The following is a 24,275-nucleotide window of genomic DNA, read 5'->3' on the forward strand; positions in this document are numbered from 1 at the left end:
CCCTATTTTAGGCCGCTTAGCGTTCCATAGCGGGGTGCCGCCACTTTTGGGCGGCCCATTTCGCAAAATCATCGAGGTAGCAGTAGACCACCGGCACCACCACCAGGGTCAGCAGCGATGAGGTGATCACCCCGCCGATGACCGCCTGGCCCAGCGGCGCGCGCTGCTCGGCGCCTTCGCTCATCGCAAAGGCCAGCGGCACCATGCCAAACACCATGGCCAGGGTGGTCATCAAAATAGGGCGCAGCCGCACCTGGGCGGCCAGCAGCAGCGCCTGCTCGCGTGGCAGGCCCGGCACGGTCTGGCCGTCCTCTGCCAACTGCGGCTGGCGGGCCCGTATCGCAAAGTCCACCAGCAAGATCGCATTCTTGGTGACCAGGCCCATCAGCAAGATGACGCCGATGATCGAGAACATCGACAAGGTGGTGCCAAACATCATCAACGTGAGCACGACGCCAATCAAGGTCAATGGCAGCGAGGTCATCAGCGCCAGGGGCTGCAGGAAGCTGCGGAACTGGCTGGCCAGGATCATGTAGATAAAGATCACCGCCAAGGCCAGCGCCGACAGCGCATAGCCGAAGGATTCCTGCATGTTCTTGGTGCTGCCGGCAAACTCGTAGCGGTAGCCGGGCGGGAAGGTGGTTTGCTCCAGCACCGCGCGGATATCGGCTGCCACCTCGCCAGCGCTGCGCTGGTTGGCATTGGCATTGAAGGCGACTTCGCGGTTCATCGCCCGGCGGTTGATGCGGCTGGGGCCGGTGGTTTCGGTCAAGGTCGCCAGCTGGCTCAGGCGCACGGTATGGGGCTGGCCATTGGCGCCCATGGCCGTCAGCGGCAGCTGGGCCAGCATCTGCGGGTTCTCGCGCGCCTCGGGCGCCAGGCGCACCCGCACGTCATAGGTCTGGTTGTCGCCGGCGCGCCAGTTGCCCACGGTGTCGCCTTCCACCAAGGTGCGCAGCGCCGTGGCTACCTGGCCCATCGGCAGGCCCAGGTCGGATGCGGCATCGCGGTTGAACTGCAGCTGCACGATGGGCTCGCGCTCGAGCACACTGCTGTCCAGGTCTACCAGGCCGGGAATGTGCTGCAGGCGCTCGCTCACCTGGCGCGCCAGGCGCTCCAGCTCCTGCAGATCCGGGCCCTGCAGCGAGAACTCCACCTGCTTTTGGCCGCCCACGGCCTCCAGCAGGCCCACATGCGTGACCTGGATGCCTGCAATCTGGTTCAGCTCGGCGCGCAGATGGGCCGATATCTGCTGCACATCCTGGCTGCGCTGGCTGCGGTCCACCAGGCGCACATACATGCTGGCGTAGTTCTTGCCGTTGGCATTGCCGGTGTTGATCGTCGTCAGGGTGTAGCGCACGGCGGGGTTGCGGCGCACCACGTCCTCGACCTGGCGGGCGCGGGCCTCGGTCGCCTCTACTGAGGCGCCCACCGGTACATTGAAGCGGATCTGGGTCTCCGAGAAATCGGCGCGCGGCACAAACTCGGTGCCCAGCAGCGGCAGCAGCAGCAGGCTGAGGATAAAGATGGCCAGCGCTACCAGCAGGCTGGTCAAGCGGTGGCGCAGCGCCCAGGCCAGCAGGCGCTGGTAACCAGCGCTCAGCTGCTCGGTGGCGGCCTCAAAGCCGGCCAGTGCCCGGCCCAGTGCGCGTGCGAATCGGTTGCGCGCGGGCTTGCTGTCTTTGTGCACGCTGGGGTCATGCCAGACGCTGGAGAGCATCGGGTCCAGGGTGAAGCTGACAAACATCGACAGCAGCACGGCCACCACGATGGTCAGGCCGAACTCATGGAAGAACTTGCCGATGATGCCGCCCATAAAGCCAATCGGCAGAAACACCGCGACGATCGACAAGGTGGTGGCCAGAACGGCCAGGCCAATCTCCTGCGTGCCTTCCAGTGCCGCGCGGTAGGCGGATTTGCCCATCTGCAGGTGGCGCACGATGTTTTCCCGCACGACGATGGCGTCATCGATCAGCAGGCCCACGCACAGCGACAGGGCCATCAGGGTCACCATATTGATGGTGAAGCCAAAGGCATACATGAAGAAGAAGGTGCCGATGATGGAAATCGGCAAGGTCAGCCCGGTGATGACCGTCGAGCGCCAGGAGTGCAGGAACAGAAACACGATCAGCACGGTGAGCACGGCGCCTTCGACCAGGGTCTCGCGCACATTGTCGACGGCCACCCGAATCGGCCGCGATGCATCGGCGATCGGCTCCAGCCGCAGGCCCGGTGGCAGCTCGGGCGTAATCTCGGCCACGGCGCGGCGCAGGCCGTCCACCACCTCGATGGTGTTTTCCTCCTGCGATTTCTGGATCGACAGCAGCAAGGTGCGTGTGCCGTTGTACAAGGCCAGGTTTTTCAGCTCCTGCGCGCCATCCTGCACCCGGGCGACCTGGTGCAGGTAGATGGGTGCGCCATTGCGGCGGGCCACGATGATCTGGTTGAAGTCCTCGGGCCGCTTCATGCGCGAATCGATCTGCACCAGCCGGTCCTGCTCGCGCGAGCGCACCGAGCCCAGCGGCAGATCCTGGTTCTCGCGGCGCACCGCGTCGGCCACTTCGCTGGCCGAGATGGACAGCGCCTCCATCTGCTGCGGGTTCAGGTAGACATTGATCTCACGGGGCGTGCCGCCCACCAGGCTCACGGCACCCACGCCGCGCACATTCTCCAGCCGCTTCTTGAGCACCTGGTCGGCCCAGGAGGTCATCGCAATCGCGCTGGGCGGTGTGCCCCGGCTGGGGTCGGGCAGCAGGGCCAGGGACCAGACGGCAGCATCGGCCGGGTCAAAGCGGATCACGCGCGGGTCCTTGACCTCGTCGCGCAGCAAGGGGCGCACGGCGGCGATCTTCTCGCGCACATCCTCGGCCGCCCGGCGTCCGTCCACATAGATCTGGAACTCCATGATGATGACGGCCGTGCCTTCGTAGCTGCGCGAGGTGAGCGCGCTGATGCCGGCCACCGCGTTGACGGCTTCCTCGATCTTCTTGGTGACCTCGCTCTCGACGATCTCGGGCGCGGCGCCGGGGTAGTCCACCGTGATGACGACCACAGGGAAATCGATGTTGGGGAACTGGTCGACCTTGAGGCGCTGCAGCGAGAACAGGCCCAGCACCACCAGCGCGGCCATCATCATCGTGGCCAGCACCGGGTTGTTCAGGCTGAGGCGGGTGAACCACATGGATCAGGACGCAGGCGACGCGGGGCTGGTAGGTGCGGCCTCGGGCGCCAAGCGGACGGGCGTGGCCTCGCGCAGCTGGCCCACCTGGCCGCCCAGAATGCGCTGGCCCGCCTGCAAGCCCTGGCGGATCGCTACCCAGGTCTTGCCCTGGAGTTGGCTGCGCGGGCCCAGTACCACGGGCTGGTGCTGCACCCGCAGCGTTTCGCCCGATTCGCCTTGGGGGCTAAGCAGCTGCACATAGGGCTCGGGCTTGTCGGTGCGCACGGCGGCCAGCGGCACGGCAAGGGTCTGCACCTGGCTGGTGGCGAGTTGGCCCTGCAGGTACAGGCCCTGGCGCAGTGCCGGTGCGGCAGTGCCTGCGGGCGCGGCAGGCGGCGCAATGCGCAGGTAGACCGTCACGCTGCGGCTGTTGGCATCGGCCTGGGGGTTGATGCGCACCACCTGGGCGCTGATGGTCTGGCCGCTGCCATCAACCTGCAGCTGCGCCGTCTGGCCCAGGCGCAACTGCAGCGAATCGGCGGCGGGTATCTGGGCCTGCAGCTCCAGCTCGCGCAGGTCGACGATCTCCAGCACACTGGCGTCGGGACCCACCTTCTCGCCATTGCTGACCCATTTGCGGGCCACCTGGCCCTGGATGGGGCTGCGCAGCACGGTGTCGCTCAGGTTTTTACGCAGCACATCGGCCGCCGAGCGCGCTGCCTGGTAGTTGGCCTGCGCGGCCTGCAGCTGCGACTGCGACGATTCCAGCGCCGTGGCCGAGATAAAGCCCTGGTTGGCCAACGCCCGGTTGTTGTCGTACTGGCGCTGCTGGATATCTTGCTGTGCACGGGCGGCATCGGCCTGCTGCTGCGCCTGGGCGAGGCGGGCCTGGCTCTCGGTGCTGTCCACGCGCGCGACGACCTGGCCGGCCTGCACCGGGTCGCCCTCGCGCAGTTGCAGCTGCTGCAGCTCGCCGGCGATGCGGGCCTTGATGGTGGCGGTGTGTACTGCTTGCACCGTGCCGCTGAGGGGCAGGCTCAGCACCAGGGTCTGCGGTGCCACGGTGATGGCGTCGCTCGCGGCCAGTTGGTAGACGGCCTGCGCCTTGGCCTGTTCGGCCTGGGCAAGTGCTTGCTGGCGCTGCTGCTGGGTTTTGACGCCACGCCACAGCCCGCTGGCGAGCAGGGCAATGACGACGGCGGCGGCCAGCCAGGGCAGGGCGCGCTTCATTTGGTGCTGCCCTTGGACCGGCAGCCCAGGCCATGCATCAAGGCATCGGCCTGCATCTGCAAAAAGCGTGGCACATCAAAATCCGGATTGGGCAGGCAAAAGCCGCCGGTGCTTTTGACGCTGGCACAGAAGATCAGCGGGGCCAGCACCAGGGTCACGCCGTAGTCCAGATCGATGGGGGCCAGCTCCCCGCGCTCCATGCCCCGGCACAGCACGCGCTCGATCAGGCGGTTGCCGGGCAGCACCACTTCCTGGCGGTAGAAGGCTGCGATCTCCGGAAAGTTATGCGCCTCGGCCATCACCAGGTGCGGCAGGCCGCAGGCCTTGGTCGAGCCGATGCGCTGCCACCAGACCTCGTAGCAGTAATGGATCAAGGTGGCAGTGTCGTGCTGGTAGGTGTCCAGCTCCAGATCCCATTCGGCAAAGCGGCTGCTGAGCACATGGCGCACCACAGCCTGGAACAGCTCTTGTTTGCTGGGGAAGTAGAGAAACAAGGTGCCCTTGGAGACGCCGGCCTGGCGGGCCACTTCTTCCACCTTGGTGGCCGCATAGCCTTTGCTGACAAACAGATCCAGCGCCGCATCCAGCAGCTCGCCAGGCCGGGCCTCCTTGCGGCGGCTGCGGCGGGGCGCAGGCGTGGCCAAAGCAGGTGGATAGGGCGGGGTGGACACGGTGGACAGCGCAATCTAACAGTTAATGACCAATGGGTTAGTAATGTAGGCGGGTGCCCGCGACAAGTCAAGCGAACGACCTGAAACATATAGAGCCATCGTTGGCATCAGGCTGTCTTTTTCTCTGTTAAAAATGTGCTGTCTCACGGCTTGATTCTCAGAGCCTGAGCCGATGTTTGCCTTATTGTTGCCGGAGTCATCATGTCCAGTGAAAGCCAGTCCCCCGTGGAAAAAATCTATCTTGCCGGAGGTTGTTTTTGGTGCACCGAGGCGGTGTTCGGGCGGGTGCGGGGCGTCGTCAAGGTCGTCAGCGGCTATGCCAATGGCCAGATCGCCAACCCCAGCTACGAACAGGTCTGCACGGGCACGACGGGCCATGCCGAATGTGTGGAACTGACTTTCGAGCCGCAGGTGCTGCCGCTGGACAAGGTGCTGCACATCTTTTTTGCAACCCATGACCCGACCACATTGAACCGCCAGGGCAATGATGTGGGCCCGCAGTACCGCAGCGGCATCTACACCACCACGCCCGAGCAACTGGCCCAGGCCCAGGCCTTTGTCGACAAGCTCAATGCCTCTGGCCAGATGGGCGCGCCGGTGGTCACCGAGGTGGAGCCGCTGCAGCATTTCTGGAATGCTGAGGCCTACCACCAGGACTATTTCGACAACAACCCGCGCCAACCCTACTGCACCTATGTGGTGGCGCCCAAGGTCGACAAGCTGGAAACCCGCTTCGCAGACTGGTTGAAGTAGGGCCGCCTGGGTGGCGGGCGTGGGCGATGGGCATAATGCAACACAATTGCATCTAAGCCATTCCGCCCAGCCACCGATGTCCCCCCGCACCCCATCCCCCGCCACTGCCGCCTTGAGCGTACAGTCCCTGCCGCCCGGCATGCGTGCCACGCGAGCCACCAAGGCCTTGCTGGCCCTGGTCGGCGGTCAGCCGGGCGTGCAATGGTCCGTGGCCGAGGTGCAGGCGCGGCTGCAGAAGATGGGCGTCGAGGTCAACCGGGTCACCAGCTACCGCTTGCTCGATCGCCTGGCCGCTGCTGGCAAGCTGGTCAAAAGCGTGGATGCCGAGCGCCTGACGCGCTATGCGCTGCGGGCCGATGCGCAGGAGCCCATGCAGGTGCGCTATGAATGCACCGACTGCCATTCGGTACAAAGCCTGGATGAGCATGCCGGCGACGCTGCCACCGCACTGGTCAACCAGGCCATGGCGCAGTACCTGCAGGTGCTGCAGGAGCAGGGGCTGGCGCCGGAGCAGACCGAGCTGCGCTTGCAGGGTCTATGCGCCGATTGCAAGCACGACCACAAGAAATCCTGACCTCAGCGTTTTTTGCCGCCAATCAGCCCCGTAGACAGCATGGTGCCGCCAATCACGACGGCTCCGCAGCCCAGCATCCAGGCGGTGATGGGTTCTGCCAAAAACCAGTTGCCATAGACCAGCGCAAACACCGGCGCCAGAAAGGTGACGGCAATTGCGCGGCTGGGCCCGGCGGTCTGGATGATCTGGAAATACAGGATGTAGGCCACGCTGGTGCACAGCAGCGCCAATGCGGCGACGGCCAGCCAGGAGGTCCAGGACGGCGTCTGGCTGGGCCACATCGCAATCGTGGGGATCAGCAGGCACAGGCTGGCACCGACCATGCTGCCGGTGGCCGTTGCCAGCGGCGGCACCCCCACCAGGTAGCGCTTGGCAAAGCTGGCCGCCACGCCATAGCTCAGTGACGCACACAGGCAGGCGGCGATGGCGGCATAGGCGCTCCAGCTGGCAGCGCCTGCGGTGGCCGGCTTGTCATGCAGCGCGAGCAGGGCCACGCCGGTGAAACCGATCAACAGCCCCGTGACGCGCAGGCCGGTGATGCGGTCACCCAGCCAGAGCCAGGCCACCAAGGCCCCAAACAGCGGAGCACAGGCATTGAGCACCGAGGCCATGCCGGTGGGCATGTAGACCACCGCGTAGGCAAACAGTGAAAACGGGATGGCCGAATTGATGATGCCGGAGAACAACACTGGCTTCCAGTGCTGACGCAGCGCAGGCCATTCGCCGCGCATCAGCATCACCGGCAACAGGAACAGCGCCGCCAAAATCACACGCAAGCCGGCCGTGGGCACGGCGCCAAACTGCGAGGCGCCCAGGCGCATGAACAAAAAGGACGCGCCCCACAGCACCGCCAGCAGCACAAAAGGGGGCAGCCAGCGGCTGGCGCTAGGCGCAGCCGAGGGGAGGGAGGGGCTGGGGACGGAGGCAGCGGCGGTAGAGGGGGTGGGGCGCATAGGTTCTCGCAAGGGCAGACAGCATGCTAGCGGGCGCCGCGCTTGCCATTGGTGACATTCTTGCGGTGCATTGATGCGCGCCGTGCAAAGTGCGGTGAAAGCGCAGCGCCGGCGCGGCCCAACAGCCGCTGGCCGGTTCCGATTGTGCGTTTGGCGGCGCGCTGCCCTGGTCGCCATATGGACAACTGGCCGGCCATAGCCTGGAGCGTGCCTACAATAGCTGTCTCGCAGCAAGGGCACGGCTTCTGATGGAGGCCGTTTTTCATGCCTGTTCTGCGCCAACAACAAGGTGAGTTCTGTGCCGATTTCTTCGACAATCTTCAAAGCCTATGACATCCGCGGCGTCGTGCCGAGCACGCTCAACGAGAGCGTGGCACTGAAGCTGGGCCGGGCCTTTGGCCAGCAGGCAATTGCCGCCGGCGAGCTGGTGGTAGCCGTGGGGCGTGATGGACGCCTGTCCGGCGATGCGCTGAGCCGTGCTCTGATGCAGGGCCTGGTGGAAGCTGGTATCGAGGTCATCGACGTGGGCCGCGTGACCACGCCCATGCTGTATTTTGCCGCCAGCACCTTGTGCCACAGCGGCATCCAGGTGACGGGCAGCCACAACCCCAAGGACTACAACGGCTTCAAGATGGTGCTGGCCGGCCGCGCCATCTATGGCGAAGAGATCCAGAAGCTGCGCCAGATCATGGAAAAGGAATGCTGGCGCTTCCAGGGCGGCGGCAAGCTGCGCGAGGAGGATGTGACGGCAGCCTACGTCGAGCGCATCGTCTCCGACATCAAGCTGGCCCGCCCGATGAAGATCGTCGTGGACAGCGGCAACGGCATTGCCGGTGCCACCGCGCCGGGCATCTTCCGCGCGCTGGGCTGCGAGGTGACCGAGCTGTTCTCCGAGGTGGATGGCAATTTCCCCAACCACCATCCGGACCCCAGCAAGCCCGAGAACCTGCGTGACCTGATCGAGGCACTGCAGACCGGCGATGCCGAGCTCGGCCTGGCCTTTGACGGCGACGGCGACCGCCTGGGCATCGTGACCAAGGACGGCCAGAACATCTACCCCGACCGCCAGATGATGCTGTTTGCCCAGGACGTGCTCTCGCGCGTGCCCGGTGGCGAAATCGTCTATGACGTCAAGTGCTCGCAGCGCCTGGCGCCGGCGATCGAGGCCGCAGGTGGCAAACCGGTGATGTACAAGACCGGGCATTCGCTGATCAAGGCGCGCATGCGCGAGACCAATGCGCCTTTGGGCGGCGAGATGAGCGGCCATATCTTCTTCAAGGAGCGCTGGTACGGCTTTGACGACGGCACCTACGCCGGCTGCCGCCTGCTGGAGATCCTCAGCAAGGCCCAAAATCCTTGCGCGCTGCTGCATGCGCTGCCCAGCAGCTACAGCACGCCCGAGCTCAATGTGGAATGCCAGGAAGGCGAGCCGCACAAGCTCAGCGCCCAGCTGCAGGAGATGGCGGCCGATGTGTTCAGCGAACCCGCCCAGATCAACACCATTGACGGCCTGCGCGTGGACTGGCCCGATGGTTTTGGCCTGATCCGTGCCAGCAACACCACGCCCGTGCTGGTGCTGCGCTTTGAAGGCCACACCCAGGCAGCGCTGCACCGCATTCAGAATGAGATGAAAGCGCTGCTGCTCAAGGTCAAGCCCGATGCCGTGGTCGGCAGCGCCTCGCACTAAGGCGCGGCCAAGTCCATGGGTCTGAGCCTGATGCTCTATGGCTGGGTGGCGCGGCTTGCCCGCCCACTGGTGCGGCGCAAGCTGGCGCGACGCGCGGTGCAGGAGCCCGGCTACGCCCAGATGGTGGAGCAGCGCTTTGGCGATTACGGCGATCTGCCCCGCTACCAAGCGCTGCCCGAGATGCCCCTGGTCTGGATCCATGCGGTATCGCTGGGTGAGACGCGGGCTGCCGCCATCTTGCTGCGTGAGCTGCGGCTGCAGATTCCGGCCCTGCGCCTGCTGCTGACCAATGGCACGGCCACCGGCCGTGAAGAGGGGCAAAAGCTGCTGTTGCCTGGCGATATCCAGGTTTGGCAGCCCTGGGATGACCGCGCCAGTGTCAACGCCTTTCTGCGCCATTTCCGGCCCTCCATCGGCATCTTGATGGAGACGGAGATGTGGCCCGGCCTGGCCGCTGGCTGCCAGCGCGAGCGCGTGCCGCTGGTGCTGGCCAATGCCCGGCTCAATGAGAAATCCCTGCGCGGCGCGCAGCGCATGGCCTGGCTGGCGCGCCCGGCCTACCAAAGCCTGCGCTCGGTGATCGCCCAGACGGAGGGCGATGCCAGCCGCTTGCGTGCGGCCGGTGCTGAGGTGACGGCGGTGCTGGGCAATCTCAAATTTGATGTAGATCCCGATGCGGCACAGCTGGCCCAGGGCCAGGCCTGGCACCAGGCGGCGGGCAAGCCGGTGGTGATGCTGGCCAGCAGCCGCGAGGGCGAAGAGGCTCTGTGGCTGCAGGCGCTGGCACAGCTGCGCAGCAGCAACCCAGACGCCGCATCTAAGGTGCAATGGCTGCTGGTGCCGCGCCACCCGCAGCGTTTTGGCGAGATTGTGCAACTGCTGCAGGGCGCTGGTTTGCAGGTATCACGCCGCAGCCAGTGGCAGGCTGGGCCCCAGTCCGCCGATGTATGGCTGGGCGACAGCATGGGCGAGATGCAGCTGTACTACGGCCTGGCCGATGTGGCCTTGCTGGGTGGCAGCTTTGCGCCGCTGGGCGGCCAGAACCTGATCGAGGCAGCGGCTTGCGGCTGCCCGGTGGTGATGGGCCCGCACACCTTCAACTTTGCGCAGGCGGCCGACCGCAGCGTACAAGCCGGTGCCGGGCTGCGTGTGCAAGGCATGGACGAGGGCCTGCAGCAGGCGGTGGCCATTGCCACCGATATGGCCAGCCACAGCCGCATGCGCCGCGCGGCATTGCAGTTTGCCCAAACCCACCGGGGCGCCGCACAAGCCAGCGCGCAGTTGATCGCCACGGTGTTGGAATCCACCGAAGGCTTTGTCAATTCCAGCTTCGAAGCCTCGCTGTTCGACGAGGATCCTGCCTAAGTCCTATTTAGCCTTTGGTGCGGGTGGCAAAGGCCAGCACAAAGGTCAGCGCCAGGGTGGGCAAGGCCGATCCCGCTTGCGGCGCCCAGGCGGCCAGGCCGTGGTAGAGCGCAATACCGCCCAGCCACAGTGCGAGCGGCAGCAGGTGCACGGCAGCCTGCACATTGCCAGGCTGGTAGCCACCCCAGGACAGGCGGCCCAGGATCACGCCAAACAGCGGCACAAAGACGGAGCTGAGGATCAGCAAGAACGGCTCCAGGCTGTGCATGGGCAGCACCATGGCCAGCGCGGTGCTGCACACCGCCATCGCAATGCCCCAGCCGCGCACGCCCCAGCGCGGCAGCAGGCTGTGGGCAGATACAGCGCCCGAGTAGGCATCGCCATAGGCATTGTCCACCTCGTCCAGCAGCACCAGGGACAGTGCAATCAAACCGCCCTGGGCCAGCAGCAAGGCGGCAACCAGGTCGGTGCTGGGCAGCACCAGGGCCACCAGCACGCCCAGTGCATAGCACCAAATATTGGCAATGCCAAAACCAATCCAGGTGCCGGCCATCGCGCTGCGGCCATTGCGCCCGTAGCGGGCATAGTCGGCCACCAGCGGCAGCCAGGAAATGGGCATGGCCACCACCAGATCAAGCGCCGGCATCACGCCCATGCCGCCGGCACCGGGGCGGCTCCACAGCGCAGGCAGGCCTTGCTGCACTGCCATGCCGACAAACTGCCAGCTCAGCCACAGCAGCGACAGCATCACCAGCGGCAGCGCGACGCGCGAGATCAGCTGGCGCACCAGCCGCACCATGGAGCCGGTCATCAGCGCCACCAGCAGCCCGCCCCAGAGCAGGGTCGCCAGCCAGGGCCAGTACGCCGCCTGCATGCCGCCAGCCTGGCGGCCAATGGCCACCGTGGATTCGCGCATCACCACCAGCTCAAATGCGCCCCAGCCCAGCAGCTGCACGATATTGAGCAGCACCGGCAGCTTGGCAAAGTGGCGGCCATAGACATGGTGGATCAGCCCGGCGCTGGACAGCCCCGTGTCGCAGCCGATCTTGCCCACCCAGGCCAGCAGTCCAGCCCCCACCACCGAGCCACCGACAATCGCCATCAGCGCCTGTGGCGTGGACAGCGCGGGCATCAAATAGGCCCCCACCTGCATCACCAGCAGGCCCACCCCCAGACTGAACCACAGCGAGGCCAGATGCCAGCCGTTGAAAACACGCTCCTGTTGAGCGACGGGATGGAGGGCGAAGTTGGAGGCGGAAGAAGCGTTGGCGGTCATGGCCTGTTATTTTTTGGAGTGCTGGGAAGTGAACGGCTGCGCAGGGCCTTGGCGCCGAGAAGTGCGGCTATTGTGCCCAGCCTACATGTCCCTAATGAGATGACTACAATCGCCAACGAGATGACGATACACACGGACCCTTCCACCTGGATGCGCGATGGCGTCAGCCCCAGCTGCGTGGTGCTGCCTTCGCGCGGCGAGGGGCTGCTGCTGGATTTTCTGGCCCAGCGCCTGCCTCTGGTCAGTGCTGTGCAGTGGCGGGAGCGCCTGCAGGCGGGCGATGTGGTCGATGGCCGACGCCAGACCTTGGGGCCGGCGCAGACCTTTGTGCCCGGCATGCGGGTGTACTACTGGCGCAAGGTGGAGCAGGAGCTGCCCATTCCTTTTGACGCCGATGTGCTGTACGAAGACGAGCGCCTGCTGCTGGTGGACAAACCGCATTTTCTGCCCGTGCTGCCAACGGGAAAGTATGTACAGAATTCCTTGCTGGTGCGGCTGAAGAATGCGACCGGCAATGCCCATCTCTCCCCACTGCACCGCATCGACCGCGACACCGCCGGGCTGCTGCTGCTGTCCAAGGATGCAGCCACGCGCGGCCAGTACCAGGCCTTGTTCCGCGACCGGGCCATGGACAAGAGCTATGAGGCGGTAGCGCCCTGGCGGGCGGACCTGGTGTTTCCGCGGGAGCACCGCAGCCGCATGGAAGAGAGCCAGCGCTTTTTTCTGATGCACGAGGTGCCAGGCGAACCCAACAGCCACAGCCATATGGAGCTGCTGGAGCAGCAGGGCGCCTGGGCGCGCTATGGGCTCAAACCCGTCAGCGGCAAGCGCCACCAGCTGCGCGTGCACATGGCCGCCTTGGGGCTGCCCATCCGCAACGATGCCTTCTACCCCGAGGTCAATGACCCGCCCGAGGGTGACTTCTCGCGGCCCTTGCAGCTGCTGGCGCGTGAGCTGCGCTTCACCGACCCGGTAACGGGGCAGGCGCATGTGTTTCGCAGCCGGCGCCAGTTGCTGCCCTTGATGGGCTAATAAACAATGCCGCCTGAACGGCGGCTTGTGGTTATGGACAGGATCGTTGCGCGTCAGCGGCTGAGCGTGCCCATGGCTTCACCCAGCTGCACCGGCTTGGCCGCAGCCCAGTCGGCATGGAAGGCGCTCTTGCCTTCGGGCAGCAGCAGCACAATGGTCGAGCCCAGCAGAAAGCGGCCCATCTCATCGCCTTGCTCTAGCACGATCGGCTGGGTCTGGTAATCCCAGGTCCGAATCTTGCGCGTGCGCGGTGGGTTGACCTGGCCGTGCCAGGTGGTGGACATGCTGCCGACAATGGTCGCGCCCACCAGCACCATCACAACCGGTCCAATGCGCGATTCAAACACGCAGACCACGCGCTCATTGCGGGCAAACAGGCCGGGCACGCCGCGCGCGGTCAGTGGGTTGACGGAGAACAGATCACCGGGCACATAGAGCATCTTTTGCAGCTTGGCGCGCAAGGGCATGTGGATGCGGTGGTAGTCGCGGGGGCTCAGGTAGATGGTGGCAAACTGCCCGTTGTGGAACTGCGCGGCCAGCTGCGCATCGCCGCCCAGCAAGGCCGTGGTGCTGTAGCTGTGGCCCTTGGCCTGGAAAATCTGGTCCTGTGCGATGGCGCCGCACTGGCTGATGGCGCCGTCGACCGGGCAGACCAAGTCGGCCTGGGCCATGGGGCGCACGCCTGCACGCAGCTCGCGGGTGAAGAAGTCGTTGAAGCTCTTGTACTGCGCAATATCGGGCTGCGCTGCTTCATCCATGTTGACCTGGTACTTGCCGACAAACCAGCGGATGAAGCTGGTGGTTGCGCCGCCCAGTTCCGCCGACGCCAATGTGCCGGCCAGCGCGGTCATCCATTTCTTGGGCAGCAAGTATTGGGGCAAAACAGCAATTCGATCGCGCATGGTCAGGGCCGTCACAGTAAACCGCCGATTCTATCGACACTGTGTCGTGCCCATGACAAATTACGTTGTGAAATGCAGCTTTTGTCGGTCATGTGCTGACAATTTGTCGCCAAATGCCTGGTCGGCGATGCCGCTGCTGTCAGCAGGGGTGACAGCAGCGGCTGGGCTTGTAGTCCAAGGCCTGATTATGATGACGGACCTCCAGCCAGCATCTCGCCTTCTGTCTCGCCATGTCTTCTGCCCGTCCCCCTTCCCAACCCAGCCCTGCACCGGGAGCGGCTCGCCGCCGCGCGCGGCTGCAGCTGTGGTTGCGCAACTTTCTGCCATCGGCTGCGCATGTCAATGGGCTGGAGCTGGCGCGCATGGTCGTGGGTGCGATCGTGGTGCTCTGGCTCACCGGCATGGCCAGCCAGACCTGGGGCCAGCATGACCATAGCCCCTGGCTGTTTGCCGCGATGGGGGCCAGCGCCATGCTGCTGATCGGCACGCCCTCCAGCCCGATGGCGCAACCCTGGCCGGTGATTGGCGGCTCCCTGCTGTCGGCGCTGGCAGGCTGGGTGGCCGTGCTGGTGTTTCCCGATCCGCTGCTGGCCGCTGCCGTGGCGGTAGGCCTGGCCATCATGGTGATGGTAGTGCTGCGCTGCCTGCACCCGCCGGGGGCTGCGCTGGCGATGTGGATGGCCATCCAGGGCTGGCACGATGTGTCGATCCTGCTCAATCCGGTGGCGCTGAATCTGGTTGTTCTGGTGCTGCTGGCCACCGCCTACAACCGCATGACCGGCAAGCGCTACCCCGCGCCCCAGCACAGCCAGAAGGCGCAGTCGGCCCAAGCCTCGCGGGCATCCAGCGCAAGCATCGAAGGCAGCGATTTGGACGACGCGCTGGAGCATTTCAATGGCGTGCTGGATGTGAGCCGTGCAGACCTGGAAGCGCTGCTGCACGGCGCAAGCCAGGCGGCCTTCAAGCGCACCCTGGGCAATGTGCGCTGCGAAGATGTGATGTCCCACCCGGTGCATGCGACGCGGCCGGAGAGCAGCATCAAGGATGCCTGGTCGCTGATGCAGCAGTACCGCATCAAGGCCTTACCGGTGGTCGATGCTGTGCAGCGGGTGGTGGGCATCATCACCGCCACCGATCTGCTCAACCATGCGTTGGCCGCCACCCCGACTGCCCTCAGCAGCAAGCTCAAGCACTGGGTGCTGCGCAAGAAGGACCCCGGCCAGTTGGTGGGCGACCTGATGACCACCGAGGTCTCCAAGGTGGGCAGCTATGACCGCATGGTCGACCTGATCGCCATCTTCTCGCGCGCCAAGCTGCACCATGTGCCTGTTGTCAACCGGCAGGGCAAGCTGGTCGGCATCATCTCCCAGACCGATCTGATGCGCGAGATGGCAGCGGCGCTGTCGCTGCCGCGTGAGGATGCCTGAGCGGAAGTTCTAGTGATCTCGGTTTGAATTTAAAAAGCCCAGCAGTAGCGATACTGCAGGGCTTTGTTCTTCACGACGCCTGAACTTGTTCTGGGGCCAGGAACCCTCTGCAGAACCCTCGCCCAAGGCTGGGGGGCAGAGGGTTCCCAAGCCCCGCTACCTTCGCAGCACCAGCCAGCTGAAGGCGCCCAGCGACAGCAGCGAGTAGATCAGCCCCGGCGCGGCAGCGGTCAGCATCGGGTGCCAGTTCTGCAGGTTGCCGGCAAAGCCAAACACGTTGTTCAGCAGGAAGAAGCTGATACCCGCCATCACGCCGCCAAACACATAGCCGGTGATGCCGCCCGAGCGGAAGTGCAGGTAGGCAAAGGGCAGGGCGAGCACGACCATCACCAGGCAGCTGATGGGGTAGAACACCTTGCGCCACAGCTCGATCTCATAGCGCTGCGCACTCTGGCCGTTGGCCTGCAGGTGGCTCACATAGAGGAAGAGATCGTAGGTGCTCATCTGGTCGGGCTTGAGCACGGCGGCGGCCACCATGCTGCTGGTCACCGACGTCGGCCAGTCCATCGTCTCCAGGTTCTTGACTTCGACACGCGCCTGGCGCTGGTCGCCCAGGTAGTAACGCTGCTCCTGGATGTGGTGCAACTGCCAGACGCCATTGCCAAACGTGCCACCGGCAGCGGTCAGCTGCATCTGGATGCGGCCCTGGTCATCGAAGCTGTAGACACGCACACGCTGCAGATCGCCTTCGGGCGAGATGGCGCGCACATTGATGGCGGCCATGCCGTCCTCGCGCTTCTCGCGCAGCCAGGCGCCGGTGCGGCCGGTGCTCAGCTGGCCAAAGCGCTGGGCACGCACCAGCTGGCTGGCCTGCTCGCCGGCGGGCGCCACATAGTCGCCAATCGCAAAGGTCAGCACCACAAAGGCTAGGCCAATGCTCAGCAGGCTGCCCAGCGCCTGCCAGGGGCCCAGGCCGCTGGTACGCAGGATGGTGAACTCGGAAGTCTGCGCCATGCGGGCCATCACAAAGATCGTGCCGATCAGCACCGTGATCGGCAGCAGCTCGTAGATATGGTTGGGAATGTTGAGCGCCACGCTCAACAGCGCATCCTTGAGCTCATAGGTGCCGGTACCGATCCAGCGGAACTCGTCCACCAGGTCGAAGAAGAAGAACAGCGCCAGGAAGGCGAGGGTGACAAAGCCGACGGTCACGGCGATGTCACGGTAGATCATTTTGCGGAAGGTCTTCATGCGCGGCTCCCGATGCGGCGTACCCATTGCAGCAGCGAGAACTGCTGGTTGCGGCTGAGCAGCAAGGTCCAGGCGAGCAGGGCTGTCAGGCCATGGATGAGAACAAAGGAGAGCGGCAGCGAGGCTTTGCCCGAAGACACCCAGTTCTGGGCAAAGGTCATGAGGTTGTAATAGACGATGAAAGCAAACAGCGCAAACACCAGGCTGCTGCTGCGGCCCGCACGCGGGTTGACGCTGGCCATGGCCAGGCCCAGCACCACAAAGTTGATAGCTGCAATCGCCAGGCCCAGACGGTAGCCCAACTCGCCCAGCAGGCGTGGCTCCTCACTGGCCATCAGCTGGCGGGTGGGGATGTTCTTCACAGCACCCATGTCATTGGGGTCAATCGTGGCGGCGCTGCCGATGCGGGTGCCGTACTCCTTGAAGTCGCTGACCTTGAGGCCCGGCGTATCCTTGTTTTTTTCGACGCGTTGGCCATCGTTGAGCACGGCAATGCGGGCATTCTCCTGCACTTCCAGGTGCGCGCTCTTGGCGGTTGTCACGGTGTCTTTCTTGTCTTCATTGGTAACGATGAAGACATTGCTCGCCTCCAGGTCCGAGCTGCGGTCACGGTCGATGAAGAACACGCGTGAGCCGTCCGACGATTCCTGGAATTCCCCAGGCGCGATGCGGTCGACGTCGCCACGCTGTTCATATTGGGCACGAAGCTGCACAATCTGTTGGTTGGCCCAGGGCCATACCAGCAGGGCGAGCACGGCAATGACCACCATGATGGGCCAGGAAAATCGCATCAGCGGACGCAGAAAGCTGACCAGGCTTTGACCGCTGCTGAACCACACGGCCATTTCGCTGTCGCGGTACATGCGCGACAAGGTCGCCACCACGGCGATGAAAAGGCAAAGGCTCAAAATGGTCGGCAATTGGCCCAGCACGGTGTAGCCCATCACCAGCAACACATCGGAAGGGTTGACGCTGCCACGCGAGGCCTGGCCCAGCACTTTGATGAGCATCATCGTCATCACCACAGTCACCAGCACCACCAAGGTGGCACCAAAGCTGCGGGATAGCTCTTTACGGATCGAGGAATCGAATAACATTGGCGAGAAGGAAAGCACCGATTATGAACTTTGAACTCAAAACTCTGGATTTGGCTTCGGCCGCATTGCAGTCCGGCGACCTGCTGATTGTGTTGGTGGCTGACAAGCAGCCCAAAACCAGTGATGCATTGTCCACCCTGATTGCACACGCGCAGAAAAATGGTGATTTTGAGGCAAAAACCGGCAAGTTGCTGGCAATGTATGCGGTGCCCGCCATCCAAGCCCGTCATTTGTTGCTGCTGGGCATTGGTGATGGTTCGCCCCAGGCCGTGCGCCAGGCGCTGGCAGGCGTGGCTGGTCCGCTGACGCGCGATGGAACCGAGCGCGTGACCGTGGTCAGCGCCCAGCCACTGGCCGATGGCGCACTGCATGCGCTGCTGCAATGCCTGGCCGACAGCGCCTACCTGTACCGCACCACCAAGCCATCAGCCAAGGCTGTGGCGCTCAAGTCCGTGGTGCTGGGTGCGCCCAATGCACCGGCGCTGGAGCGCGCCTTTGAAGTGGCCAAGGCCACCGCGCAAGGCGTGGCCTTTGCCCGCGAATGGGCGAACCGCCCCGCCAACTACGCGACCCCCAAGCTGCTGGCCGAGGCCGCTGAATCCCTGGCTGCTGATCACAAACGCATCAAGTGCAAGATCCACAAGCCCGAGGACGTGGCCAAGCTGGGTATGGGTTCATTCATGGCCGTGGCCCAGGGCTCCAAGGAGCCCCTGCGCTTTATCGAGCTGCACTACCACGGCGCCGACAAGGACAGCCAGCCGGTGGTGCTGGTGGGCAAGGGCATCACCTTTGATACCGGCGGCATCTCGATCAAGCCTGCGGGCGACATGGACGAGATGAAATACGACATGGGCGGCGCCGCCAGCGTGCTGGGCACCTTCCGTGCACTGGCGGAGCTGAAGCCCGAGATCAATGTGGTCGGCCTGATCCCCGCCTGCGAGAACATGCCCGATGGCGCTGCAGTCAAGCCTGGTGACGTGGTCACCAGCATGAGCGGCCAGACCATCGAGATCCTGAACACCGATGCCGAAGGCCGCCTGGTGCTCTGCGATGCGCTGACCTATGCCGAGCGCTTCTCGCCCAGCGCCGTGGTCGATATCGCCACCCTGACCGGTGCTTGCGTGATTGCACTGGGCGCGCAGCGCAGCGGCCTGTTCTCGAACAACGACGCACTGGCACAGGCCTTGCAGGCCGCGGGCGATCAGGCGCAGGACCACTGCTGGCGCATGCCGCTGGACGACGAATACGCCGAAGGCCTGAAGACCAACTTTGCCGATGTGGCCAATGTAGGCGGTCGCCCGGCAGGCGCCATCACGGCGGCCAAGTTCCTGCAGCGCTTTGTGGGCAGCATGGCCTGGGCGCACCTGGACATCGCCGGCACCGCCTGGCGCAGCGGCGCCAAGAAGGGCGCCACCGGCCGTCCCGTGGGCCTGCTGCTGCAGTACCTGCTGAGCAGCGCCCAGGGCGCAGCGCCTGCCGAACAGGCCAAGACGGTCAAGCCCGCCAAGGCCAGCAAGGCAGACAAGCCTGCAGCAGTGGCCAAGCCAGGCAAGGCGGCGGTCAATGTGGACGGCGCTGACAAGGCGGACGCCCAGTAAACACAGCCTGCCTTATGACGACCCCCACGACGGTAGCCTTTCACTTCAACGCGCCCAGCAAGCTGGCCTATGCCTGCAAGCTGGCGCGCAAGCTCCAGCGCATGGATATTCCGCTGGTGGTGCTCGGCGAGCCAGCCATGGTGGCCCAACTCGACGAAGCGCTGTGGTCCTTTGGCGGTGCCAGCCAGTTTCTGGCCCATTGCCGGGGGGACGCAGCGCCAGAGGTGTTGCAGCGCTCGCCCACGGTACTGGTCAGCGAGCTGGCCGACAGCCTGCCGCATACGCAGGTGCTGCTGAACCTGGGCGCGGAGATGCCCGCCGATGTCACCCGCTTCGGGCGGGTGATTGAAGTGGTCAGCGCCGATGACGAGCAGGACCGGCAGCAGGCCAGGGCGCGCTGGCGCGCCTACGCTGCCATGGGCTATGACATCGAGCGCCGCGATCTGGTGATGAAGTCGGAGGACTGAGCCATGACCGAGTCCAGAATTCCCCCGAAGTTTGTGCCCACCCTGACGGAAGAAGCCGCACAGGAGGCCGCCGACGCTCTGCCCCATGTGGTGCCTGGCGGTGCAGCCCCTGTAGCGCCTGACAGCACACCGCCTGGCGTGGATGTGCTGCGCCGGCGCCGCGATGTGGATGTGCCTGCCTCCAGTGCCTGGGCCCAACCGGTCGCCGATATTGCCGACCTGCCCACCTACAGCGGCTGGGCGCAGCAGGCCGATGCAGCACTGCCCCTGGGCAGCGGCGCGCAAGCCTTTGCCGCGCCCACCCCACCGGTGCCGGAGAGCAACAGCCTGCCCAGCCTGGTGCAAGGCGCGGGCCAACCGGCCGGCTTGCCAACGGCTGGCGCTGGCGCGGTGGTGGATGACAGCGATGGCCAGGACACACCCGGCCTGGTGCAAAACGCGATGGGCGGCGAGGGCATGGCCGTGTCAGATGCGACCAGCCACCTGGTTGAATCCGCCGCTGAGACCGCGCAGGCACTGGAGGACGCGATCACCCGCCGCGTCACCCGCCGCGTGCAGGAGACCTTGGACACGCGCCTTTCGGCAGCCGTGCTGAAGGTGGTGGAGCAGCAGACGGCCTTGCTGCAATCCTCGCTGCAGCTGGAGATTGACAGCACCATCCGCGAGGCGGTGGCCGACGCGGTGGCCCGCATTCTGCGCGAGACCCAGAACCCGCCACGCTAGCCATCTGCGCATGGGCTCATCAGCTTTTTGATGACAAAAAAGACCTAGTGAAATAACCGGCGGTTGTAAAGAACTAAAATTTCGTTCTTTGGTGCTGGCTGTCGCATCGCTTACAGTACGCTTATTCCAGGTTTTTTTCAGGCGCCCGCTGCACGCTGCAGGGCGCTTTCTTTATTCCAATGATTGAACTACGGGGTATCACCCAAACCTACCCGGGCAAAAACGGCCCGGTCCAGGCACTGCGCGGTGTCGATCTGAGCATTGCCGCTGGTGAAGTGTTTGGCATCATCGGACGCAGCGGAGCGGGCAAGAGCTCGCTGGTGCGCAATATCAACCTGCTCAACCGTCCGACCACAGGCCAAGTGGTGGTCAATGGCAAGGAACTGACGGCGATGGACGATGCGCAGCTGCGCAGCGCGCGCCGTGAGATCGGCATGGTGTTCCAGCACTTCAACCTGCTGTCGTCCCGCACGGTGTTTGACAACGCCGCGCTGCCACTGGAGCTGGCCGGCATGGGCAAGGCCGCGATCAAAAAGCGCGTGGATCCCTTGCTGGACCTGGTGGGCCTGGCGGCGCTGAGCGACCGCTACCCCGCGCAGTTGTCTGGCGGCCAGAAGCAGCGCGTGGGCATTGCCCGCGCACTGACCAGCGAGCCCAAGGTGCTGCTGAGCGACGAGGCCACCTCGGCGCTCGACCCGGAAACCACCCGCTCGGTGCTGGCGCTGCTCAAGCAGATCAACAAGGACATGGGCCTGACCGTGGTGCTGATCACCCACCAGATGCAGGTGGTCAAGCAGATTGCCGACCGGGTGGCGGTGATGGAGGCGGGCAAGGTGGTGGAGATGGGCTCGGTCATCGACGTCTTCACCCGCCCACAGCAACCCATCACCAAGAGCTTGATCGACGAGATCGTGCCCCAGGAGCTGCCCGCCAGCGTCATCGACCGGGTGCGCAGCCTTAATTGCGCGCTGTCCAGCGGCCAGGGCAAGCTGCTGCGCCTGTCCTATGCCGGCAACCTGGCCTACCAGCCCATCCTCTCGCGCCTGATCCGTGACTTTGGCCTGGATGTCAGCATCCTCAACGGCCAGGTCGATGAGATCCAGGACCAGACCTTCGGCTTTCTGGCGGTCTACGCCAGCGGTGATCTGGCCCAGCTCAATGCGGCTGTGGAAGCGCTGCGCGCCTCGGGCGTGATGGTGCAGGAAGTCAATACCGAGGCCTCGGCCGCCTAACACCCGCAAAGAGGTCATCGATGTTTGAGAATTTTTCTGAAATGATGCTGCAGCTGTTTGCCACCTCGTTGTGGGAAACGCTGATCATGGTCGGCATCTCCGGCGTGGCCGGCGCGCTGATCGGCATTCCGCTGGGCGTGTTTCTGCGCCTGACGGACCATGGCGGTATCCTGCAAAACGGCGCTGCCAACAAGATCGTTGGATGGCTGGTGAATGCCGTGCGCTCCACGCCCTTCATCATCTTGCTGGTGGCGATCATCCCGTTCACCCGCTTCATCACCGGCTCTTCCATCGGCACGGCTGCGGCCATTGTGCCGCTGACCCTGGCCGCTGCGCCCTTCATTGCCCGCCTGGTGGAAACCTCGCTGCGCGAAGTGGACCACGGCCTGGTGGAAGCCGCGCAAGCCATGGGGGCGACCTCCTGGCAAATCGTCTGGAAAGTGCTGCTGCCCGAGGCGCTGCCCGGCATCGTTGCCGGCCTGACCATCAGCTTTGTCTCGCTGACCGGCTACTCGGCTATGGCCGGCGCCATTGGCGGCGGCGGTCTGGGCGATCTGGGTATCCGCTATGGCTACCAGCGCTTTTTGCCGGACATCATGCTGGCTGTGGTCGTCATCCTGATCATCTTTGTGCAGCTGGTACAAAGCCTGGGCGACTGGGCCGTGCGCCGCCTGAGCCACAAGTAATCCGCTGCCCCAAGCAGCCGCCAAAGCCCATGTGCACTGCGCATGGGCTTTTTTCATGGGCTGGCGGCGGCTGTCGCCCAAGGGCGTTGCGGGCGGTGGGCTCTGCCTACAATGCAGCATTGCCCACGCCTTGGAGACCGCCATGAATGCCGCCTTGCCCACTGCCACCGCACATGCCTTGCCACTGCAGGCGCTGGACCCGGCGCAATGGCTGCGGGCCAAGCCCCTGCTCGATGAGAACTGGATCCACGCCCACCCGGCGCTGGCGCGCGCCTTGCCGGTGGTGCTGGCCCGCGATGTGGGCCAGGACTGGCACAAGGCCGGCACCTTTCGCCACCATCTGCTGGGGGTGACACGCACCTTGCAGCTGTGGCAGCAGCCGGAGGATGTGAAGCTGCTGGGCCTGCTGCACAGCGTCTATGGCAATGCCTTTGTGGACCTGGTCAAGTTCGATGCCAGCAGCGAACGCAGCCAGCTTGCCGCCCTGGTGGGCGAGCCGGCCGAGCAGCTGGTCTACGAGTTCTGCATTCTGTCGCGCGCCCAGTTTGTGCAGAAGGTGCTGGCCGGTGCTATTGAGGCCGACGGTGCCGTGCTGCTGGACCACAAGGGTGCGCCACGCCGGGTCGAACCCTATACCGTGGCGGCCTTCATCATCGTCAGCATGGCCGACACCATAGAGCAGTGGTTCAGCTGGCAGGACGATATTTTCTCCAGCTTTCCGCAGGTGCCCCAGCGCCCGCAAAAGGCGCACTGGATGGCCTCGCTCTGGCCCGGCCCGATGCGGCCTAGCGGGCGCATGCTGTCGCAGATTGCCAGCCTGGGCCTGGCCTTGCAGCACCCGGCCTTACAGGGCCTGCTGCCCACGCCGCCGGTGTTTGCCAACTGCACACAGGGCCTGAGCCCATCGGCCGATGCGGCGGCCGCGTCGCTGTACTGGTCGGTGATCCAGCAGGACCAGCCGCTGACCGATCTGGATGTGGCCACCGGCGTGCTGGAGCAGGCCGTGCAGCTCAACCCCTGGGTGGGCGAGCCGCAGATGGTGCTGGCCCAGCTTTACCTGAGCGCCGGGCGCGAAGCCGATGCGCTGGCCGCTGCCGACAGCGCGCTGCAGTGCTTCAGCCAATGGGGCAATGCCTGGGACAAGCGCGTGCAATGGGATGCCTGGGTGGCCTGGACCCGCATCCTGCAGCAACACGCCAGGAACGGCAACTGGCCTGAGCGCCTGGACAAGCTGAACAACGTCGCGCTGCGGCCGGAATAAAACACGTCCCTGTCAATGGCCAGCGGGTTGTAAGCAAATGGCAAAAAGTTCTTTGTTGCGTTGCAAAATCGGGCGTACATTTCGGTATCGCATTTGAAAGGTATCGCTCCCGTGCAAAAACGTACATTGCTGCAATCCGTGCTGGCCCTGGCTTTGGCCGCCGGTGTCTCTGGCGCTGCAGTCGCACAAGACAAGGAAATCAAGATCGGCGTGACCGCCGGCCCCCACGGCCAGATCATGGAGCAGGTCAAGAAGATCGCCGAAAAAGACGGCCTGAAGATCAAAGTCATCGAGTTCAGCGACTACATCCAGCCCAATGCCGCGCTGCAGTCCGGTGAGCTCGATGCCAACAGCTACCAGCACAAGCCCTATCTGGATGCCCAGATCAAGGACCGTGGTTACAAGTTCGTCGCGGCGGCCGATACGGTCAATTTCCCGATCGGCATCTACTCCAAGAAGATCAAGAAGATCGATGAGCTGAAAGACGGCGCCCGCTTCGGTCTGCCCAATGACCCCACCAATGGCGGCCGCGTACTGCTGCTGCTGCAGGCCAATGGCCTGATCAAGCTCAAGGAAAGCGCCGGCCTGAAGGCCACGCCGCTGGATGTGGTCGAGAACCCGAAGAAGCTGCGCTTTGTCGAGCTGGACGCGGCCCAACTGCCGCGCTCGCTGGATGACCTGGACGCTGCGGCGATCAACACCAACTTCGCGATCTCGGCTGGCCTGAACCCCAAGTCCGACGCCATCGTGGTTGAAAACGCCAAGAACCCCTATGTCAACATTCTGGTGATCCGTGAAGCGGACAAGAACCAGCCATGGGTGGCCAAGCTGGTCAAGGCCTACCACAGCGAAGAGATCCGCAAGTTTGTCGACACCCAGTTCAAGGGTGCAGTGATGCCCGGCTTCTAAGCCCAGCACCACCAGCGAAAA

At 64.6% G+C, this 24,275-nt stretch carries 21 protein-coding genes; 13 read left to right on the forward strand and 8 right to left on the reverse strand.

Annotated features, from left to right (window positions below; genetic code table 11):
- Positions 1–16 precede the first annotated feature (16 nt).
- The 3 genes from LPW39_RS15345 to LPW39_RS15355 are packed head-to-tail and all read right to left on the reverse strand — an operon-like array spanning position 17 to position 5,061.
- Positions 17–3,181 carry an efflux RND transporter permease subunit gene (locus LPW39_RS15345; protein ID WP_230776833.1) on the reverse strand — a complete coding sequence of 1,055 codons (3,165 nt, stop codon included), beginning with the start codon at positions 3,179–3,181 and terminating at the stop codon, positions 17–19.
- A 3-nt stretch (positions 3,182–3,184) separates the two neighbouring features.
- The gene (locus tag LPW39_RS15350) at positions 3,185–4,390 is read right to left on the reverse strand and encodes an efflux RND transporter periplasmic adaptor subunit (protein WP_230776835.1); all 1,206 of its coding nucleotides are present in this window, start codon (positions 4,388–4,390) and stop codon (positions 3,185–3,187) included.
- The gene (locus LPW39_RS15355) at positions 4,387–5,061 is read right to left on the reverse strand and encodes a TetR/AcrR family transcriptional regulator (RefSeq protein WP_230776837.1); all 675 of its coding nucleotides are present in this window, start codon (positions 5,059–5,061) and stop codon (positions 4,387–4,389) included. Before LPW39_RS15355 ends, LPW39_RS15350 begins: the two co-directional genes overlap by 4 nt.
- A 201-nt stretch (positions 5,062–5,262) precedes the next feature.
- On the opposite strand from LPW39_RS15355, the gene msrA reads away from it, so the two are divergent.
- Both msrA and LPW39_RS15365 read left to right on the forward strand, forming a co-directional pair.
- Complete coding sequence (gene msrA, locus LPW39_RS15360; RefSeq protein ID WP_230776847.1) at positions 5,263–5,814, forward strand: peptide-methionine (S)-S-oxide reductase MsrA; 552 nt, start codon at positions 5,263–5,265, stop codon at positions 5,812–5,814.
- Positions 5,815–5,890: 76 nt separating this feature from the next.
- Positions 5,891–6,388 (forward strand): Fur family transcriptional regulator, encoded by a 498-nt coding sequence (locus LPW39_RS15365; protein WP_230776849.1) that lies wholly within the window; start codon positions 5,891–5,893, stop codon positions 6,386–6,388.
- Positions 6,389–6,390: 2 nt separating this feature from the next.
- Here LPW39_RS15365 and LPW39_RS15370 read toward each other — a convergent pair whose 3' ends face one another.
- Positions 6,391–7,341, reverse strand: coding sequence for a DMT family transporter (locus LPW39_RS15370; protein WP_230776851.1), 951 nt, complete (start codon positions 7,339–7,341; stop codon positions 6,391–6,393).
- Positions 7,342–7,639: 298 nt separating this feature from the next.
- On the opposite strand from LPW39_RS15370, the gene LPW39_RS15375 reads away from it, so the two are divergent.
- Positions 7,640–9,028, forward strand: a complete 1,389-nt coding sequence (locus LPW39_RS15375; protein WP_230776853.1) for a phosphomannomutase/phosphoglucomutase — start codon at positions 7,640–7,642, stop codon at positions 9,026–9,028.
- 15 nt (positions 9,029–9,043) lie between these two features.
- On the forward strand, positions 9,044–10,393 hold the full coding sequence (locus tag LPW39_RS15380; RefSeq protein WP_230776855.1) for a 3-deoxy-D-manno-octulosonic acid transferase: 1,350 nt from the start codon (positions 9,044–9,046) through the stop codon (positions 10,391–10,393).
- A gap of 7 nt (positions 10,394–10,400) precedes the next feature.
- Here LPW39_RS15380 and LPW39_RS15385 read toward each other — a convergent pair whose 3' ends face one another.
- Positions 10,401–11,669 (reverse strand): purine-cytosine permease family protein, encoded by a 1,269-nt coding sequence (locus LPW39_RS15385; protein WP_230776862.1) that lies wholly within the window; start codon positions 11,667–11,669, stop codon positions 10,401–10,403.
- Positions 11,670–11,789: 120 nt separating this feature from the next.
- On the opposite strand from LPW39_RS15385, the gene LPW39_RS15390 reads away from it, so the two are divergent.
- Positions 11,790–12,701, forward strand: coding sequence for a pseudouridine synthase (locus LPW39_RS15390; protein ID WP_230776872.1), 912 nt, complete (start codon positions 11,790–11,792; stop codon positions 12,699–12,701).
- Positions 12,702–12,754: 53 nt separating this feature from the next.
- Here LPW39_RS15390 and asd read toward each other — a convergent pair whose 3' ends face one another.
- Complete coding sequence (gene asd, locus LPW39_RS15395; protein ID WP_230776881.1) at positions 12,755–13,603, reverse strand: archaetidylserine decarboxylase; 849 nt, start codon at positions 13,601–13,603, stop codon at positions 12,755–12,757.
- Positions 13,604–13,833: 230 nt separating this feature from the next.
- Between asd and LPW39_RS15400 the strand changes: the two genes are divergently transcribed.
- Positions 13,834–15,030, forward strand: coding sequence for an HPP family protein (locus tag LPW39_RS15400; RefSeq protein WP_230776883.1), 1,197 nt, complete (start codon positions 13,834–13,836; stop codon positions 15,028–15,030).
- A 156-nt stretch (positions 15,031–15,186) separates the two neighbouring features.
- Here the strand turns inward: LPW39_RS15400 and lptG are convergent, their stop codons facing one another.
- Both lptG and lptF read right to left on the reverse strand, forming a co-directional pair.
- Entirely contained in the window at positions 15,187–16,281 is a 1,095-nt protein-coding gene (gene lptG / locus LPW39_RS15405) for an LPS export ABC transporter permease LptG (protein ID WP_230776885.1), read from the reverse strand.
- Positions 16,278–17,378, reverse strand: coding sequence for an LPS export ABC transporter permease LptF (lptF, locus tag LPW39_RS15410; protein ID WP_230776887.1), 1,101 nt, complete (start codon positions 17,376–17,378; stop codon positions 16,278–16,280). The genes lptG and lptF overlap by 4 nt, the downstream gene beginning before the upstream one ends.
- A 23-nt stretch (positions 17,379–17,401) precedes the next feature.
- Here lptF and LPW39_RS15415 point away from each other — a divergent pair, with 23 nt between their 5' ends.
- From LPW39_RS15415 to LPW39_RS15445, 7 genes are all read left to right on the forward strand, one after another.
- Positions 17,402–18,976 (forward strand): leucyl aminopeptidase, encoded by a 1,575-nt coding sequence (locus tag LPW39_RS15415; protein ID WP_230776889.1) that lies wholly within the window; start codon positions 17,402–17,404, stop codon positions 18,974–18,976.
- Positions 18,977–18,990: 14 nt separating this feature from the next.
- Positions 18,991–19,443: a DNA polymerase III subunit chi gene (locus LPW39_RS15420; RefSeq protein ID WP_230776891.1), complete on the forward strand. Its 453-nt coding sequence runs from the start codon at positions 18,991–18,993 to the stop codon at positions 19,441–19,443.
- 3 nt (positions 19,444–19,446) lie between these two features.
- Positions 19,447–20,166 (forward strand): hypothetical protein, encoded by a 720-nt coding sequence (locus LPW39_RS15425; RefSeq protein WP_230776893.1) that lies wholly within the window; start codon positions 19,447–19,449, stop codon positions 20,164–20,166.
- A 179-nt stretch (positions 20,167–20,345) separates the two neighbouring features.
- A complete protein-coding gene (locus LPW39_RS15430) occupies positions 20,346–21,398 on the forward strand; it encodes a methionine ABC transporter ATP-binding protein (protein ID WP_230776902.1) in 1,053 nt (350 codons plus the stop codon).
- 20 nt (positions 21,399–21,418) lie between these two features.
- Positions 21,419–22,084 carry a methionine ABC transporter permease gene (locus LPW39_RS15435; RefSeq protein ID WP_021025822.1) on the forward strand — a complete coding sequence of 222 codons (666 nt, stop codon included), beginning with the start codon at positions 21,419–21,421 and terminating at the stop codon, positions 22,082–22,084.
- Between the two features lie 142 nt (positions 22,085–22,226).
- Positions 22,227–23,345, forward strand: a complete 1,119-nt coding sequence (locus LPW39_RS15440) for a DUF6817 domain-containing protein (protein WP_230776904.1) — start codon at positions 22,227–22,229, stop codon at positions 23,343–23,345.
- A gap of 111 nt (positions 23,346–23,456) precedes the next feature.
- Positions 23,457–24,254 carry a MetQ/NlpA family ABC transporter substrate-binding protein gene (locus tag LPW39_RS15445; protein WP_230776906.1) on the forward strand — a complete coding sequence of 266 codons (798 nt, stop codon included), beginning with the start codon at positions 23,457–23,459 and terminating at the stop codon, positions 24,252–24,254.
- The last annotated feature ends 21 nt before the right edge of the window (positions 24,255–24,275 follow it).

Origin of the sequence: Comamonas koreensis (assembly GCF_021026195.1) — a bacterium.
Taxonomy (GTDB): Bacteria; Pseudomonadota; Gammaproteobacteria; order Burkholderiales; family Burkholderiaceae_C; genus Comamonas; species Comamonas koreensis.